At 69.6% G+C, this 14988-nt stretch carries 12 protein-coding genes; 4 read left to right on the top strand and 8 right to left on the bottom strand.

The annotated features are described in order from the left end of the window. Positions 1–30: 30 nt before the first annotated feature. Positions 31–486: a VOC family protein gene (locus tag ABXJ56_RS03755; RefSeq protein WP_353998382.1), complete on the bottom strand. Its 456-nt coding sequence runs from the start codon at positions 484–486 to the stop codon at positions 31–33. A gap of 98 nt (positions 487–584) precedes the next feature. Here ABXJ56_RS03755 and ABXJ56_RS03760 point away from each other — a divergent pair, with 98 nt between their 5' ends. Continuing rightward, the gene (locus tag ABXJ56_RS03760) at positions 585–1574 is read left to right on the top strand and encodes a helix-turn-helix transcriptional regulator (RefSeq protein WP_353998383.1); all 990 of its coding nucleotides are present in this window, start codon (positions 585–587) and stop codon (positions 1572–1574) included. A 183-nt stretch (positions 1575–1757) separates the two neighbouring features. Here ABXJ56_RS03760 and ABXJ56_RS03765 read toward each other — a convergent pair whose 3' ends face one another. Continuing rightward, positions 1758–3608, bottom strand: coding sequence for a DUF2207 domain-containing protein (locus ABXJ56_RS03765; RefSeq protein ID WP_353998384.1), 1851 nt, complete (start codon positions 3606–3608; stop codon positions 1758–1760). Positions 3609–3653: 45 nt separating this feature from the next. Between ABXJ56_RS03765 and ABXJ56_RS03770 the strand changes: the two genes are divergently transcribed. Further along, complete coding sequence (locus tag ABXJ56_RS03770) at positions 3654–4091, top strand: MarR family winged helix-turn-helix transcriptional regulator (RefSeq protein WP_353998385.1); 438 nt, start codon at positions 3654–3656, stop codon at positions 4089–4091. Positions 4092–4159: 68 nt separating this feature from the next. Here the strand turns inward: ABXJ56_RS03770 and ABXJ56_RS03775 are convergent, their stop codons facing one another. From ABXJ56_RS03775 to ABXJ56_RS03800, 6 genes are all read right to left on the bottom strand, one after another. Further along, entirely contained in the window at positions 4160–4615 is a 456-nt protein-coding gene (locus tag ABXJ56_RS03775; protein WP_353998386.1) for an Hsp20/alpha crystallin family protein, read from the bottom strand. Between the two features lie 628 nt (positions 4616–5243). After that, positions 5244–6743 carry an L-serine ammonia-lyase, iron-sulfur-dependent, subunit alpha gene (locus tag ABXJ56_RS03780; RefSeq protein ID WP_353998387.1) on the bottom strand — a complete coding sequence of 500 codons (1500 nt, stop codon included), beginning with the start codon at positions 6741–6743 and terminating at the stop codon, positions 5244–5246. 67 nt (positions 6744–6810) lie between these two features. Beyond that, positions 6811–8496, bottom strand: coding sequence for a glycoside hydrolase family 13 protein (locus ABXJ56_RS03785; protein WP_353998388.1), 1686 nt, complete (start codon positions 8494–8496; stop codon positions 6811–6813). 62 nt (positions 8497–8558) lie between these two features. After that, positions 8559–9479, bottom strand: coding sequence for a carbohydrate ABC transporter permease (locus ABXJ56_RS03790; protein WP_353998389.1), 921 nt, complete (start codon positions 9477–9479; stop codon positions 8559–8561). Continuing rightward, a complete protein-coding gene (locus ABXJ56_RS03795; RefSeq protein WP_353998390.1) occupies positions 9479–10405 on the bottom strand; it encodes a carbohydrate ABC transporter permease in 927 nt (308 codons plus the stop codon). The genes ABXJ56_RS03790 and ABXJ56_RS03795 overlap by 1 nt, the downstream gene beginning before the upstream one ends. A 32-nt stretch (positions 10406–10437) precedes the next feature. Next, a complete protein-coding gene (locus ABXJ56_RS03800) occupies positions 10438–11682 on the bottom strand; it encodes an ABC transporter substrate-binding protein (protein WP_353999958.1) in 1245 nt (414 codons plus the stop codon). Positions 11683–11822: 140 nt separating this feature from the next. Here ABXJ56_RS03800 and ABXJ56_RS03805 point away from each other — a divergent pair, with 140 nt between their 5' ends. Together ABXJ56_RS03805 and ABXJ56_RS03810 are read left to right on the top strand one after the other, a co-directional pair. After that, a complete protein-coding gene (locus ABXJ56_RS03805; RefSeq protein WP_353998391.1) occupies positions 11823–13049 on the top strand; it encodes an ROK family protein in 1227 nt (408 codons plus the stop codon). Positions 13050–13070: 21 nt separating this feature from the next. Beyond that, positions 13071–14981 carry an alpha-amylase family protein gene (locus tag ABXJ56_RS03810; RefSeq protein ID WP_353998392.1) on the top strand — a complete coding sequence of 637 codons (1911 nt, stop codon included), beginning with the start codon at positions 13071–13073 and terminating at the stop codon, positions 14979–14981. Positions 14982–14988: the final 7 nt, after the last annotated feature.

Here is a 14988-nt window from a genome sequence, read left to right on the forward strand (position 1 = left end):
GATCTCACCGATCCGTGCCCCGAGTGTCGTTCACGCGGGAGTGACGCTCATACTCCACGTCACACTGAACCGATCGGTGAGCATACCGAAACCCGGGCTCCACGCGGAGGCGGCCAGCGGCTCGACCACGTTCGCGCCGACGGCGAGCGAATCCCAGTACCCCTGGAGCTCAGAAAGGGAGTCCGCACCGATGGAGACGAAGACCCCCTGATCAGTGATCGTGGTGTTGTTCTCGCGATGGGTGGAACCACCGCCGACGATTCCACCCTCGCTCCGTCCCGGGATGTCGTACCCCATCAAGCGGAACCCGTTCTCCCCTTCGACGAGACCGAACACGACCGCGTCGGAGCCAGGGATCTCGGCCGGCATCCCGAAGTCGGCGTAGGTGTTGATGACGAGGTGGCCGCCGAAGACGGACTGGTAGAACTCCAGTGCCTGGCGGGCGTCACCGCGGAAGTTGAGGTGGGTGGTTATCTGGACGGTCATCTCTGCTCCTTCAAGGGAATCGGCCGATCGGCTCGATGGAACAACCGTCTCAGTCAAGTAGGTCTGTTTCTGTCCTAGACGACATCTACCCTGGGTGCATGACGACGACTTCTCGGTTGCTTACCCTGTTGTCGCTGCTCCAGACCCGCCGCGACTGGCCGGGGTCGCTCCTGGCCTCTCGCCTCGGCGTCAGCGACCGGACCGTGCGTCGTGACATCGATCGTCTCCGCGAGATGGGCTACCGCATCCGCGCATCGATGGGACCCGATGGCGGCTACCGGCTCGATTCCGGGGACGAGCTGCCGCCCCTCTTGTTCGACGACGACCAGGCACTCGCCGTCGCCGTCGCCCTGCGCACCGCTCCTGCGGTAGGTGCCGAGATCGGCGAGGCGGCCCTTCGCGCTCTCGGAACCCTCCGGCAGGTAATGCCCTCACGGGTGCGCCATCGCCTCGACACCCTCGATGTCACCATCGTCCGCCGCCCGAACGAAGCCCCCGCCCCGACCACAGACCTCGACGTGCTCGTCACGCTCGCTCAGACCATCCGAGACCGTCAGACCCTCCGGTTCGACTACCTCCCCGCCACCGGCGCCACCACCACCCGCGCGCTCGTCCCGCCGCGCCGCGTGGAGCCCCATCATCTCGTCAGCTCCCACGGTCGGTGGTACCTCGTCTGCTGGGATCTCGACCGCGAGGACTGGCGCCTGTATCGCGTTGATCGCGTCCGGCCCCGCGCGCCGCACGGCGCCTCGTTCATTTCTCGCTCCGTGCCCGGTGGAGACGTCGACGCATTCGTGTCCGCTCGCTTCAAAGGCGCCGCCGTCGACGCCTGGCCGTGCCGGGGTACCGTGCTCCTCCACCTCCCCGCGCGCGACGTCCTCCCGTTCGCCGGAGAAGGCACCGTCGTTCCCATCGACGACGAATCCTGCACCCTCGAGACGGGATCGTGGTCATGGGTGTCGCTCGCCGTGTCCTTCGCGCTGTTCGATGCGGCGATGGAAGTCGTCGAACCCCCGGAACTCGAGACCGCGTTCACGACACTCGCAGAGCGGTACGCCGCCGCGAGCCGGAAAGTCACGGAAAGATAACGAGACCCCTTGCCTCCGTTACCTCACCGTTATAGAGTGCTTGCACGGTAGTTGTTTTGCTGTGGCAGCTGCCGACATGTGATTGCAGGACACTCTTGGTGCAGGGACAAGGGCCGGTCGGACGCCTCTCCGACCGGCCCTTACTCTTGCCCTGGTGACCGCCGGACCGGGGTGATCGCCACGTCAGACGCCGCCGCCGCCCCCGCCTCCGCCGCCTCCACCGGCGGAACCGCCCCCACTCGATCCTCCGGAGGTGGACGCGCTCGCGGTGGTGGAGAGGGTGGAGATGCCCGACGAGAATGCGGCCGCGTTGAACCCCGTGGTCCCGATGTACCAGCCGGGCGTCCCGGTCCGGTCGTACAGCACGGCCAGCCGCTCGGCCCACTCCTTCTCCTGACCGAACACGACCGCGTACGGCAGAAGCGTCTCGTAGAGCACCAGCATCTGCGCAGGATTCTCCGGATCGATCGCGCTCCCCGCAGCATCCACCGCGCGACGCTCCGCACCCCGGGGTGACTGCAGCATCCGGATCCGATCCGCCTCGGCCCACTCGATGAACGTCTTCAGCCCCGCCAGGCGATCCCGCGTCTCCGCGCCGGCCGACGTGAGGGGCCGCCGCGAGATGAGACCGGCGACGATGAACACCAGGATGAACGACCCGATGAGGATGGGAACGGTCACGGCCGGGGTCAGGAACGCGTCGAGCGCGAGCACGCCGAAGAGGGTCGCTCCGATCGCCGCGACGATCGAGAGGATCATCGGCCACGCCCGCTTTCCGGCGGGCACCGGTCGCCGGAGCCCCCGCGTCGTCAGCTCCTTGTCGGCGCGGCTCAGGATCTTCCGGGCTGCGGTGGAGAACCGGGTGTCCGACGAGCCGAACTCGTATTCCTCCCCCGGCACCAGCCGCGGGAAGAGTCCGTCGAGCAGCATCCGTCCGTCGCCGTCCGCGCGAGACGGATCGACGAGCACCGCCTTGAGCTTCACCCCGCCGAACATCTTCTTGCCGGCTTCCTCGATGCGGATGCTGCCGACGACGGCCTGCTCGAGCACCTCGGCGGGTATCGCCTTGGCGGTCTTGCCGAGCAGGACCGCGCTCTCGAGGGCGTCGATGTTCGCGGGCGGCGCGTACTCCGCGATGATCGTCGGGCGCCCCGGAGCGTCGCGGAGGTGCCGGCGGCGTACCGCGACGGCCCAGCCGAGCGCGCCGAGGCCGAGGGCGCCGAAGATCGCCTGCAGCCACCCGAGCGGCGAGGCGGCGTAATTGCCGTCAAACGGGGTGAACGTCTCGGGGGCGAAGCCCACCGCGATCGTCATCGTCTCGTGAGGAGCGAGGTCCTGCGCGGAGGCTTCGATGAGGACCGCGCCGAGCTGCCCCGGCTGCACCGAGATGTCGCACGTCTGGGTCGACCCCTGCGAGCCGACGTAACAGGCCTGGTCACCGGTGAGGGCGCCGGCCAGCTCCGCAGGCACCCGCAGGGTCGCGTTCACCTCACCGAAGGGCTGTGGCCAGTCGACGCCGTTGACGTCCCAATAGAGCTCCTGCACACCGGTGTCCTCGAAGAAGCGCACCACGTTGTCGAGCGTGTAGGAGAAGACGTACGACTGCTCCCCGCGGACATAGTCGTCGGCGCGCGAGGTCATCGCGTAGGCACCGTCGTCGCTGTCGGTCTCGCTCGCGCGGGGGTTGCCCTCGGCATCCGTGATCGAGATCAGACGCGGGTTGAGTGGCGCGCCGAGGTAGGAGTCCGGAACGATCCGGCGCATGCCGCGATTCTGGTCGTACTCGGGGAAGCGGGCGACGAAGGTCTCCTCGACCGTGAGGGCGCTCGCACCGTCGTCGCCGCGACCGATGGAGTATTCGACATCCATGCTGTCGAAAGTGAAGTCGTCGACGTCCGTCGACACCGCGCTCGTCGCACCGGCGGCTGCCGCACCGGCGCCCAGCGCGAGGGTCGCCGCCGTCACAGCCGCCGCGATCGCCGCCGTCCAGGCCGCTCGAGCGCCGAAAAGTGACCGAACTGTGCGCGTCGCCATGCGGCCAGCCTACGGCGAGGCCTTCTCGGCCGTACCCTGGTCTGCATGACTGATCGCCGGCTCGCCATCGACGCGTGGGAAAGCCTCTTCCGGGCTCAGCACGAGGTGTTCCACGAGATCAGCAGCGACTTCGACGACGAGCTGGGCCAGGCCGAGTACGACGTCCTTCTGACCGTCACCCGCGGACCGAACATGACCGCGCGCCTGCGCGATGTCACGGCCAACATGCTCATCAGCCAGCCGAGCGTCTCGCGTCTGGTCGACCGCATGGTGTCGCGCGGGCTGCTGACGAAGTGCGCCGATCCGGACGATCGGCGCGGGTCGCTCGTCACGGCGACGGATGCCGGAGCCGCGGTGTTCCGCCGCGTCGCCTCGGCGCATGGCAAGGCGATCGCCGAGCGCATGTCGCCGCTGGACGATGCCGAGCTCGCGCTGCTGCGCGACCTGACCGCGAAACTCCGCGGGCGGTCCGTGTCGGAGTGACCGGCTCGCACGCGAGTGAGCCCGCCCGCGGAGTGCGGACGGGCTCACTCAGGGAGTCGGCGGGACGATCACTGCTCGACGGGCTGCGGACCGTCGGCGCTCTCGTGCGCCTGGATGACGGGTGACGCGCCGTCCGCCATCACCTCGATCTTGCGCGGCTTGGCCTTCTCGCTGACGGGGATGGTGACGCTCAGCACCCCGTTGCTGTAGTTGGCCGAGATGCGCTCGGTGTCGATGCCCTGGCCGAGGTTGAGCTGACGGAGGAAGCTCGCCGCCTCGCGCTCGCGCGTGATCCACTTCACGCCGTCGCCGGAGGGAAGCGTGCGCTCCGCGCGGATGGTGAGCAGCTGGCCGTCGACGTCGATGTCGACCGAGCCCGGGTCGATCCCCGGGAGGTCGGCGCTCAGGACGTAGTGGTCGCCGTCGCGGTAGAGGTCCATCGGCATGCGGCGCGGGCCGCGGCGCGTGTCGAAGAGGCTCGTGGCGAGGCGGTCGAGGTCACGGAAGGGGTCGTACGTGGCCATGGTGTTCTCCTCTCGAGTGAATTCAAGAGTTGAGTCGATGCGACTCAACTACGTTGAGATTAGCACTCTCGAGTGCCGAGTGCCAGATCGGTGCGCGTTCGCCCTCGGCGAACACGGACGGCACGCAATGCCTCCAGGTGGCGGGTGTCGCCCCCTCACACGCTGAGAGGCGGCCACGACTTCCACCCGGAGGACAGCCGGAACGCCGCTCGGCTCTCCTCCCCAGGGCGCGGGCCGATGCCGCGAGGCCCGCGTCGTCCACATGTGGCGCGGGGCGCGCCGTGGACCGAAGGCCATCCGCAAGGGTGAGGCGATGCCCGTCGCGCCGCGTCCCCTCCCCGATACCCTCGGCGCCGCGTTCTCCTGCGCCGACGCTCGCAGTGGGACCGCGACATCGAGAAGTATGCGGACTACTCGGCATCGGGCTGGGAGGTGGTCCGCCTCACCGCGCGGCACGTCCGCCACCGCCGCACCGCGGTCGCGATCGTCGACGACGTTCTACGGCGCCGGGGCTGGGACGGCGCGCGAACGCGATGATCCGCGTTCGCGTGTCACTTCGCGCCGCCTCCCGCGCGGGGAGGGGGCGGCGACTGCCACATGAGGCCACCCGCGGCGCGGCCGCGCCGGATCAGCACTCGATGACGTTGACCGCGAGGCCGCCCTCGCTCGTCTCCTTGTACTTCGTCGACATGTCGATCCCGGTCTGTCGCATGGTCTCCACGACGGCGTCCAGCGAGACGTAGTGGCTCCCGTCACCCCGGAGCGCGAGCCGCGCGGCGGTCACGGCGGTCGACGCCGCGATGGCGTTCCGCTCGATGCACGGGATCTGCACGAGCCCGCCCACCGGATCGCACGTGAGTCCGAGGTGGTGCTCCATCGCGATCTCGGCGGCGTTCTCGATCTGCCGGTTCGTCCCGCCCATGACCGCGGTCAGCCCGCCCGCCGCCATCGCGCAGGCCGACCCGACCTCCGCCTGACACCCGCCCTCCGCGCCCGAGATCGACGCGTTCGCCTTGAACAGCGAGCCCAGCGCCGTCGCCGTCAGCAGGAATCGACGGATGCCGCGCCGCCGGTTCGCGTCGGCCACCGCGTCATCGTCCCGCCCCTCTCCCTCGCCCGGCCGACCACCGCCGTGCGCGCCGAACCCGAGGAGCGCACTGCCGACGAGCTCGCCGTAGGGGGTCACCGCGTTCCCCGCCCCGAGTCCCGAATCGGCCAGGAAACGCCACCAGTACATCGCCACCGCGGGGAGGATCCCGGCGGCGCCGTTGGTCGGCGCCGTCACGACCCGCCCTCCGGCGGCGTTCTCTTCGTTGACGGCGAGCGCGAACGCACCGAGCCACTCCCCCGGGAGCTCGCGGTGTCCACCGGCTTCGGCATCCTCCAGCTGCGCGCGGATGGCCGCCGCGCGCCGCCGGACCCGCAGCATGCCGGGCAGCACCCCGTCCGCGCGCAGCCCCGCCTCCACGCACGACGCCATCGCGGCCCAGATCGCGTCGAGGCCCGCGGCTAGCTCCTCTTCGCTGCGGAGCGCCTGTTCGTTGAGGCGCGCCGCCTCCGCGATGCTGATCCCGCGCTCGTCGCACACCGCCAGCAGCTCCTCCGCGCTGGCGAAGTCGAGCGGGAACTGCGCCGCGCGGACCGCGGGCGGTTCGCCGTCGCGCCGGATGAACCCGCCGCCGATCGAGTAGTACGTCTCCTCGCCGAGAACCGCGTCCTCGGCATCCGTCGCACGCAGTGTCATCGCGTTCGGATGACCGGGCAACCGGGTCCGCGGCGAGAGCACGATGTCCGCCTTCGAGAATCGGATGCCGCGCCTTCCGCCGAGCGACAGTTCCGCGCCCTCCGGCCACCCGGTCCACGCACGGCGCACGACCGCGGGATCGACGGTCTCGGGCACGTGACCCTGCAGGCCCGCCACGACCGCATCCGGGGTGCCGTGACCGATGCCCGTCGCTCCGAGGGAGCCGTAGAGCTCGCACGTGACGCGGTCCACGCGATCGAGCACGCCGGCGTCGCCGAGTCGCGAGACGAAGTCGCCGGCGGCACGCAACGGGCCGACCGTATGGGAGCTCGAGGGTCCTACACCGATGGAGAACAGCTCGAACGCCGAGATGTAGGCGCTCATCGCTCCAGGCTATGCGGGGTCCCGGGATTCCGCGCCCCCCAGCGGGCGGGACCCCGCACAGCCGTCCTCAGTCGACCACGAGCCAGACGGTGCTCTCCCCCGCGGCGCGGCGACCGTCGGGGTCGACGCTCGCGAGCACGATTCGGCCGGCGTCGCCGAGGTCGTAGGGCTCCGTGCCGAAGACGGTGACGATCTCCCATCCGCCCGGCCGGCGGACACGCAGCACGTCGTCGCGGCCGGTGTCGATCCACGTCAGTTCTTCGGCATCCTGCAGCTCCCGCCGAAGACCGAGCGCCCGGCGGTAGAGCGTGAGGGTCGAGTGCTCGTCCTCGGCCTGCCGGTCGGCGGCCGCGTCGGCGAACCACGCGGGCTGCGGCAGGTGAGCGGAGCCCTCACCGAATCCGTAGGACGACCCCTCGGCCGACCACGGCAGGGGGACGCGGCATCCGTCGCGGCCGATCTCCTCACCCCGGGTCCGGAAGAACGTCGGGTCCTGGCGTGAGTCCGCGGGGATGTCGCCGACCTCGTGGAGTCCGAGCTCCTCCCCCTGGTACAGGTAAGCCGATCCGGGAAGGCCCAGCATGAACAGCGTCGCCGCCTGGGCGCGGCGGAGACCGCCGGTCCGGTCCAGCTCGGCCTCATCGGCACCGCGCCGCAGCCACGCCGAACCGTGCTTCTCGGCTCCGCGTCCGCGGTGCTCCTGGCCGAGCGGCGGCAGTCCGTAGCGCGTGGCGTGACGGACCACGTCGTGGTTCGACAGCACCCACGTGCTGGACGATCCGGAGGCCGCGGCGAGCTCCAGGTTGTGCGTGACGACGCGGCGGAACTCGGCGGCGTCGAAGTCGGCCTGCAGCAGCTGGAAATTGAACGCCTGCCCGAGACTCTGCGGGTTGGCGTAGCGCGGGACGCGGGCGGCGTCCACCCACGCCTCGGCCACGGCGGTGCGCGGAGGGTCGTACTCGTTGAACACCGCACGCCATTCGGCGTAGATCTCCTGCACGTCGTCGCGATCGATCAGGGGGTGGTGGCCGTCGAAGGGCAGGGCCTCCAGTTCGGCGCGCGTGGGAAGCGGCTCACGGAGATCCTTGGTCAGCATGTGCGCGACATCCACGCGGAAACCGTCGACGCCGCGGTCCGACCAGAACCGCAGCGTGCGCAGGAAGTCCTCCCGCACGTCCGGGTGGTCCCAGTTGAAGTCGGGCTGCTCGGGTGCGAAGTTGTGGAAGTACCACTGACCGTCGGCCACGCGATGCCACGCCGGCCCGCCGAACACCGACTCCCAGTCGGTCGGCGGCTCCGCTCCGTCCGGCCCCTTCCCGTCGCGGAAGATGTACCGCTCCCGCGCGGCCGACCCGCGACCGGCGGCGAGAGCCTCCTGGAACCACGCGTGCTGGTCGGAGCTGTGGTTCGGAACGATGTCGACGATGACCCGGATGCCGCGGGAGTGGAGGGCGTCCACCATCGCGTCGAAGTCGTCGAGGGTGCCGAGTCGTCGGTCGACGTCGCGGTAATCGGCGACGTCGTAGCCGCCGTCGGCGAGCTCGGACGGGTAGAACGGGCTCAGCCAGACCGCGTCGATGCCGAGCTCGGCCAGGTGGTCGACCCGGGCGATGACCCCGGGGAGGTCGCCGATGCCGTCGCCGTCCGAGTCGGCGAAGCTGCGCGGGTAGACCTGATAGACCACGGCCTGACGCCACCAGGTCTCGGTCTCGTCGGCAGCGATGCGGGAGTGGGCAGGAGCGAGCGTGTTCACGAGGGGAGGAGTGCCTTTCGGTTGAGCGGTGCGAGGGGGTGGATGGGGTGCAGCGGGGTCGGTCAGCCCTTCACGGCACCCTGGGTGACGCCCTCCATCACCCAGCGCTGGGTGAAGAGGTACACGATGATGGCGGGCGCCATCGCCATGAGATAGGAGGCGAAGGAGACGTTGTAGTTGTTGCTGAACTGGGTCTGGAAGATGCTCTGCACCACCGGCAGGGTCTGGATCGCCGGGTCGGAGATGATCAGCGACGGCATCATGAAGTCGTTCCACGAGGCGAGGAAGGCGAAGATGCCGACCGTCGCACTCATCGGCGCGAGCAGCGGGAAGGTCAGGCGCCAGAACGTCTGCCACGTCGAGGCGCCGTCGATCCGGGCGGCCTCCTCGAGCTCGGCCGGGATCGAGCGCAGGAACGCGGTGAACAGCAGGATGCTGAAGCTGAGCTGGAACATGATGTGGAGGACGGTCACCCCGACCGGGTTGTCGAGCCCCGCGAGTCCCGTCAGCTGGATCTGCGGGAGCGCCAGGACCGGGAAGGGGATGAACATCGCCGCGAGCAGGTAGAAGAACGACCAGCGGAAGAGCCGCTTGTCCCAGTTGCGCGAAATGGCGAAGGAGGCCCACGCGGCGAGGACGATGGTGCCGGCGACGGTGAACGCGGTGATGAGCGCCGACACCGTGAACGCGGCCGGATAGTTCGTCAGCGTCCAGGCGGAGATGAACCCGTCGAGGCTGAAGGGGGCGGGGAGCGCGAAGGCGTTGCCGTCCACCGCCTGACTCTGGGTCTTGAACGCCATCGAGACCGTGACGTACAGCGGGATGACGACCGTGATGGCGCAGAGGATCAGCACGATCGTGAGCGGCCAGCTGCCGCGTTCGCGACCTCCGCTGCTTCGACGGGATCGACGGGGGCTGTCGCCCTCGAGGACCCGGGTGGCGTCGACGTCTTCGGCGACGAGGGCGGGTTGCATGACGGACATCAGAGGGCGTTCCTTCCACGGGCGATGCGCAGCTGCACCAGGGAGATGACGATGATGATGACGAAGAAGAAGGCCGCGTTGGCCATCTGGTAGGCGTAGTCGCCCCCGGTGAATCCGGTGACGATCGTCATGGCGATCGAACGGGTGGCCGTGCCCGGGCCGCCGTTGGTGAGGCCCACGATGATGTCGTAGGCGTTGAGGAAGTTCTTGAAGCCGAGGATGACGTTGATCACGACGTATCCGGCGACGAGCGGGAGGGTGATCCGCAGCAGCTGCTGGCGTTTGGAGGCCCCATCGATGTCGGCGGCCTCGTACACATCGCCGGGGATCGACAGGAGGCCGGCGATGTAGATCAGCAGGGTGCCGGGAATGGCCTGCCAGGCCGTCACGAGGACGACCCCGACCCACGCGAGATCGGCGTTGGCGAGGATGCTCTCGCTCAGCCATGGGATGCCGAGAGCCTGACCCGCGGAGGGCACCGATGTCGAGAACAGGAAGTTGAAGACGTAGGCGATGATGATGCCGGAGACGACCATCGGGATGACGAAGATCGTGCGCAGGCCCGTCTTCAGCCGGATCTTCGCGGTCAGTCCCACGGCGAGGAGGAACGCGACGACGTTGACCACGAGCACCGTCACCGCGGCGAAGCCGAAGGTGAAGAGGTAGCTCTGCAGCACCGCGGGGTCGGAGAACAGCGCGATGTAGTTGATCAGCCCGATGAACTCCCACTCGCCGAACCCGATGGAGTTGGTGAAGCTGAAGAAGATCCCGATGATCGCCGGCAGGGTGATCGCCAGCGTGAAGATGACCAGGCTCGGCAGCAGGAAGAGGTAGTAGATCGGCTCGACCCGGCGCCGTGATCGGCGGGGGACGGCGTCGCCGCGGCCCGCGGGTGGCGCCGTGACGGTGGCGGTGGTGGTGGCCATGAGATGTCGACTCCTTCGTCTGGTAAGGCCGTCTACTGCCGCAGCGCCAGTCGCGCCCAGTCGGCGTCGATGGTGGCGAGGGTCGTCTCCGGGTTCGCGCCGAGGACGATTCCCTGCAGGTAGTTCTCGGCGGGGATCGTGAGCGGGATCGCCTTCGAGGCGCCCTGGTAGAAGCGCGCCTCGTCGAAGTACTCCCTCATGCCGAGGATGCGCGGGTCGGTGACGGGGGCGGCGTCCACGGTGGTGCCGTAGCCGAGCTGGGAGGCGTTGTAGGCGTCCATCACCTCGGGCTGGAAGAGGTAGGCGAGGAACTCCCGCGCCCCCTCCTGATTGCGCGAGGCCTCGGGGATCCACGCGGCCAGGTCGATGTTGACCCGCACCTCGAGGTCCTCGGGGTCATCGGTCATCGGAAGCGGGAAGGTTCCCAGCTCCAGATCCGGCGAGGTCTTGGCGATCTCCCCGAAGGCCCAGGGACCCTGGAAGTACATCGCGGCCTGCCCCTGGGCGAAGGCGAGGTTGCCGTCGCCGTAGCCCCGGCTGGCGGCATCCGCATTCGTGTACTCGTCGGCGAGGAGGGTCATCCGCTCGACGGGGTCGAGGAGCGTCCTCTGGAACGACACGTCCGAGTCGGGACCGACGTCGGTGCCCTCGGCGTCCAGCGCGTCGTAGAACTCCGCGACGTCGACCGACCCGCCGACGGTGTAGTCGAACGCCCCCTGCGCGACGGTCCACGGATCCTTGAAGGTGCCGTAGATGGGGGTGATGCCGGCCTCGGTCAGGGCATCGCAGACGGCGATGAACTCGTCCCACGTCTGCGGGACCTCCAGGCCCTGCTCCTCGAAGATCTCCTTGTTGTAGATGACGGATGCCGCCATCACCGAGTACGGGAGGACGCTCGTGCGCCCGGGGTAGGTCGCGTACTGATCCACGAGGTCCTGGACCTCGGGCAGGATGCGCTGCGCCTCGGGCATGTCGGACAGGTCGCTGAGGGCGCCGCGCTCCATGAAGCGCGCCATCTCCATGTTGTAGTTCAGCAGCCCGAGATCCGGCGGGTTGCCGCGGAGGAACCCGGCCTGGAGATTGCTGGAGCTGTCCAGCACCACCTCGACCTCGTTCTGCGAGGCGTTGTACTCGCGGATGAGGTCGCGGAAATACGGGATCGCTTCGGGCTTGCTGAGGTGGAAGCGCACCACCTCGGGCCCGGAGCCTCCCGCGCATCCGGCGAGCAGGACTCCGGCGACAGCGGCGGCGAGAGCCGCCGTGGCCGTGCGCCGCATCCGGGAGCGGAGAGATCGGTGAGATCGGTCGAGCACGTCGTTGTCCTTCCGAGGGTCTTGTTGATGCGGTTACTATATTTTTTCGCCGAATCAATCTGACGTGGACCATAATGCAACAGGAGGACGGGGAGGTCAAGAGCATGTCCGACATCGATGCGACGGCCATCCCGCGCGGCGCCCGCGCCTCCGTCGAGACGGTCCTCGCCGCCGTCTGGGACGACGAGATGTTCACCAGCAACGACGTGATGCCGCGGGTCGGCCTCACCCGATCGACCACGATCGAGGCGATCGACGAGCTGATCCGCTTCGGGGTCGTCGAGGAGCTGCCGAACGCCCGGGCCGGGGGCGATTACCGCAAGGGGCGGCCCGCGCGTCGCTTCGCCTTCCGTCCGGACGCGGCATCCGTCGTCGGGGTGGATGCGGGCCGGACGCACGTGATCGCCACGGTCGCCGACCTCCGCGGAAGACCCCTCGCGCGGATATCGCGCGAGCTGACGACCGACCTCGATGACGCGCTGCGGCGTCAAGAGGTCGTCGCGGCAGCCATCGACGCGGCTCTCGCCGAGGCGCGGATCACGCGTGACGGTGTCGTCGCGGTGTGCGTGGGAGTGCCCGCGCCGGTCGACAGCGCAGGGCGCTCCCCCGTCCGCCACAACGAGTTCTGGCGTCGCATGAACCCCGACCTCGTCGACACCGCCGCGCCCTGGGCGCCCCTGGTCCGGGTCGAGAACGATGCGTCCCTCGCCGCCGTGGCGGAGAGCGCGCACGGCGCGGCGACAGGATGCCGGAACTTCATCGCCGTGCTCGCCGGCGACCGGCTCGGATCCGGCGTCGTCATCGACGGCCGCCTCCTGCGCGGCGCGCACGGCGGTGCCGGCGAGCTGATCCCGTTCGATCACGTCACGGGCGTCGGCAGCGCCGACGGCATCGGCGTCCACGTCGCGACCTGGGCGCGGGAAGCCGCCGCGCGGGGACGCATCGGCGCGCGCAGCCGCCTCGCCGGGCTCACGGCCGAAGAGCTGACCGCCCCCGTCGTCTTCCACGCCGCCCAGGCCGGCGACCCGGACGCCGCCGACATCATCGCCCGCTCGGCGCGGGTGATCACGCGTGTGGCGGCGGTCTTCGGCGGCTTCTTCGACCCGGAGCGGATCATCTTCTGCGGCGCCATCGCCGACAGCATCGAGTCGGCGCTCGTCCCCGCGCGCGCGATGCTGCAGGACGAGATGGACCTCCCGGCGCCGGAGCTCGTCGCCTCCCCCCTCGGGGCCGACGTCGTCGCGATCGGCGCCGTCGCCGCCGCGACGGAGTCCGCCCGCGCCCACCTCCTCGCCTTCGCCTCCGCCCCCCTGACCGCGTCGTCGCGCTAGCATCGCGGCGACAGGAGAACCATGACCCACCTCGCCCCCGACGTCGACGTCGACCGCACCGCCGCCCTCGCCGTTGCGGAGGGCGTCGCCGGCACCCTCGATCCGGTGTTCCGCCGACGCTTCGACGCGCACTTCCCGACCCTCCACGGGCTGTTCCGCCGCCTCTACGGCGCGCGGCCCGACGCACAGGAGCAGCTGAGCGCCGTGGTGGCGGAAGCGGCCGCGTCGTGGAGCGCGCGCCCGCTCGAGCTGAAAGCGCTCGACGAGCGGCGGGAGGAGGACCCCGAGTGGTTCCAGTCCGAGCGCATGCTCGGCGGCGTCTGCTACGTCGACCGGTACGCGGGGTCGCTCGCCGGCATCCGTGAGAAGATCCCCTACTTCCAGGAGCTGGGGCTCACCTACCTTCACCTGATGCCGCTGTTCGAGAGCCCCGAGGGCAACAGCGACGGCGGGTACGCGGTCTCGAGCTACCGGCGCGTGAACCCCGCGCTCGGCACGATGGACGAGCTCACCGAGCTCGCCGCCGAGCTGCGACTCGCGGGCATCTCGCTCGTCGTCGACTTCATCTTCAATCACACCTCGAACGAGCACGAGTGGGCACGGAAGGCGGTGGCGGGCGAGTCCGGGTTCGAGGACTTCTACCTCATCTTCCCCGACCGCACGATGCCCGACGCGTACGAGCAGACCGTCCGCGAGATCTTTCCCGACGACCACCCCGGGGCGTTCGTCCAGCTGGAGGACGGCCGGTGGATCTGGGCGACGTTCTACCACTTCCAGTGGGACCTCAACTACGCCAACCCCGCGGTGTTCCGCGCGATGGCCGGCGAGATGCTCTTCCTCGCCAACCGGGGCGTGGAGATCCTGCGCATGGATGCCGTCGCCTTCATCTGGAAGCAGCTCGGGACGACCTGCGAGTCACTGCCCGAGGCGCACCTGCTCCTCCAGGCCTTCAACGAGGTGCTGCGGATGGCGGCACCGAGTCTGCTCTTCAAGTCCGAGGCGATCGTCCACCCCGATGAGGTGATCCAGTACATCTCTCCCGGCGAATGTCAGATCTCGTACAACCCGCTCCAGATGGCGCTGACGTGGGAGGCGCTTGCGACCCGGGACGCCCGACTCCTGCAGCAGGCGCTGGAGCGGCGCCACGCGCTTCCGGACGGGACCGCGTGGGTCAACTACGTCCGCAGCCACGACGACATCGGCTGGACCTTCGCCGACGAGGACGCCGCGGAGCTCGGCATCGACGGCTTCGGACACCGGCGCTTCCTCAACGACTTCTACGTCGGCCGCTTCCCGGGGACCTTCGCCCGGGGCGTGCCCTTCCAGGAGAACCCCAAGACCGGAGACGCCCGCGTCACCGGGACGACCGCCTCCCTCGCCGGGATCGAGGCGGGCGACGCCGGCGGAATCGACCGCGTCATCCTGGCGCACGCGATCGCCATGTCGACCGGGGGGATCCCGCTGCTCTACCTCGGCGACGAGGTCGCCCAGCTGAACGACTACGGCTTCCGCGACGATCCCGAGACCGCAGACGACAGCCGCTGGGTGAATCGTCCGCCGTACCCCGCCGACCGCTACGCCGAGAGCGCCGACCCGACGACGACCGCGGGGAAGGTGTTCTCGCGTCTCGCCGAGCTCATCCGGGTCCGCGCCGCCACCCCGGAGCTCGCCGGCAACGCCCTGATCGGCTTCGACACCCATCTGCCGTCGGTGCTCGGCTTCCAGCGCAGCGGCGAGGAGGAGGGTGCATCGATCGTCCTCGTGCTCGCCAACGTCGGCGACGACCTCGCCCTCGTCGACCCGGAGACCCTGAGCGGTTTCCTACCGGAGGCGTGGGACCTCATCGGCCTGGAGATGCGCGACCTCGCCCAGGGTCTCGCCCTGCCGGCGCACGGCTTCGTCTGGCTGCGGGTGATCCCCACCCACGCCTGAGCGGGCG

The sequence above is a fragment of the Microbacterium aurantiacum genome, assembly GCF_040532595.1.
GTDB classification, from domain to species: Bacteria; Actinomycetota; Actinomycetes; order Actinomycetales; family Microbacteriaceae; genus Microbacterium; species Microbacterium chocolatum_B.

Bases quoted from the DNA above. Each gene is read 5' to 3' on its own strand.
- ABXJ56_RS03755 (WP_353998382.1), bottom strand. From the start codon at position 486: ATGACCGTCCAGATAACCACCCACCTCAACTTCCGCGGTGACGCCCGC.
- ABXJ56_RS03760 (WP_353998383.1), top strand. From the start codon at position 585: ATGACGACGACTTCTCGGTTGCTTACCCTGTTGTCGCTGCTCCAGACC.
- ABXJ56_RS03765 (WP_353998384.1), bottom strand. From the start codon at position 3,608: ATGGCGACGCGCACAGTTCGGTCACTTTTCGGCGCTCGAGCGGCCTGG.
- ABXJ56_RS03770 (WP_353998385.1), top strand. From the start codon at position 3,654: ATGACTGATCGCCGGCTCGCCATCGACGCGTGGGAAAGCCTCTTCCGG.
- ABXJ56_RS03775 (WP_353998386.1), bottom strand. From the start codon at position 4,615: ATGGCCACGTACGACCCCTTCCGTGACCTCGACCGCCTCGCCACGAGC.
- ABXJ56_RS03780 (WP_353998387.1), bottom strand. From the start codon at position 6,743: ATGAGCGCCTACATCTCGGCGTTCGAGCTGTTCTCCATCGGTGTAGGA.
- ABXJ56_RS03790 (WP_353998389.1), bottom strand. From the start codon at position 9,479: ATGTCCGTCATGCAACCCGCCCTCGTCGCCGAAGACGTCGACGCCACC.
- ABXJ56_RS03795 (WP_353998390.1), bottom strand. From the start codon at position 10,405: ATGGCCACCACCACCGCCACCGTCACGGCGCCACCCGCGGGCCGCGGC.
- ABXJ56_RS03800 (WP_353999958.1), bottom strand. From the start codon at position 11,682: ATGCGGCGCACGGCCACGGCGGCTCTCGCCGCCGCTGTCGCCGGAGTC.
- ABXJ56_RS03805 (WP_353998391.1), top strand. From the start codon at position 11,823: ATGTCCGACATCGATGCGACGGCCATCCCGCGCGGCGCCCGCGCCTCC.
- ABXJ56_RS03810 (WP_353998392.1), top strand. From the start codon at position 13,071: ATGACCCACCTCGCCCCCGACGTCGACGTCGACCGCACCGCCGCCCTC.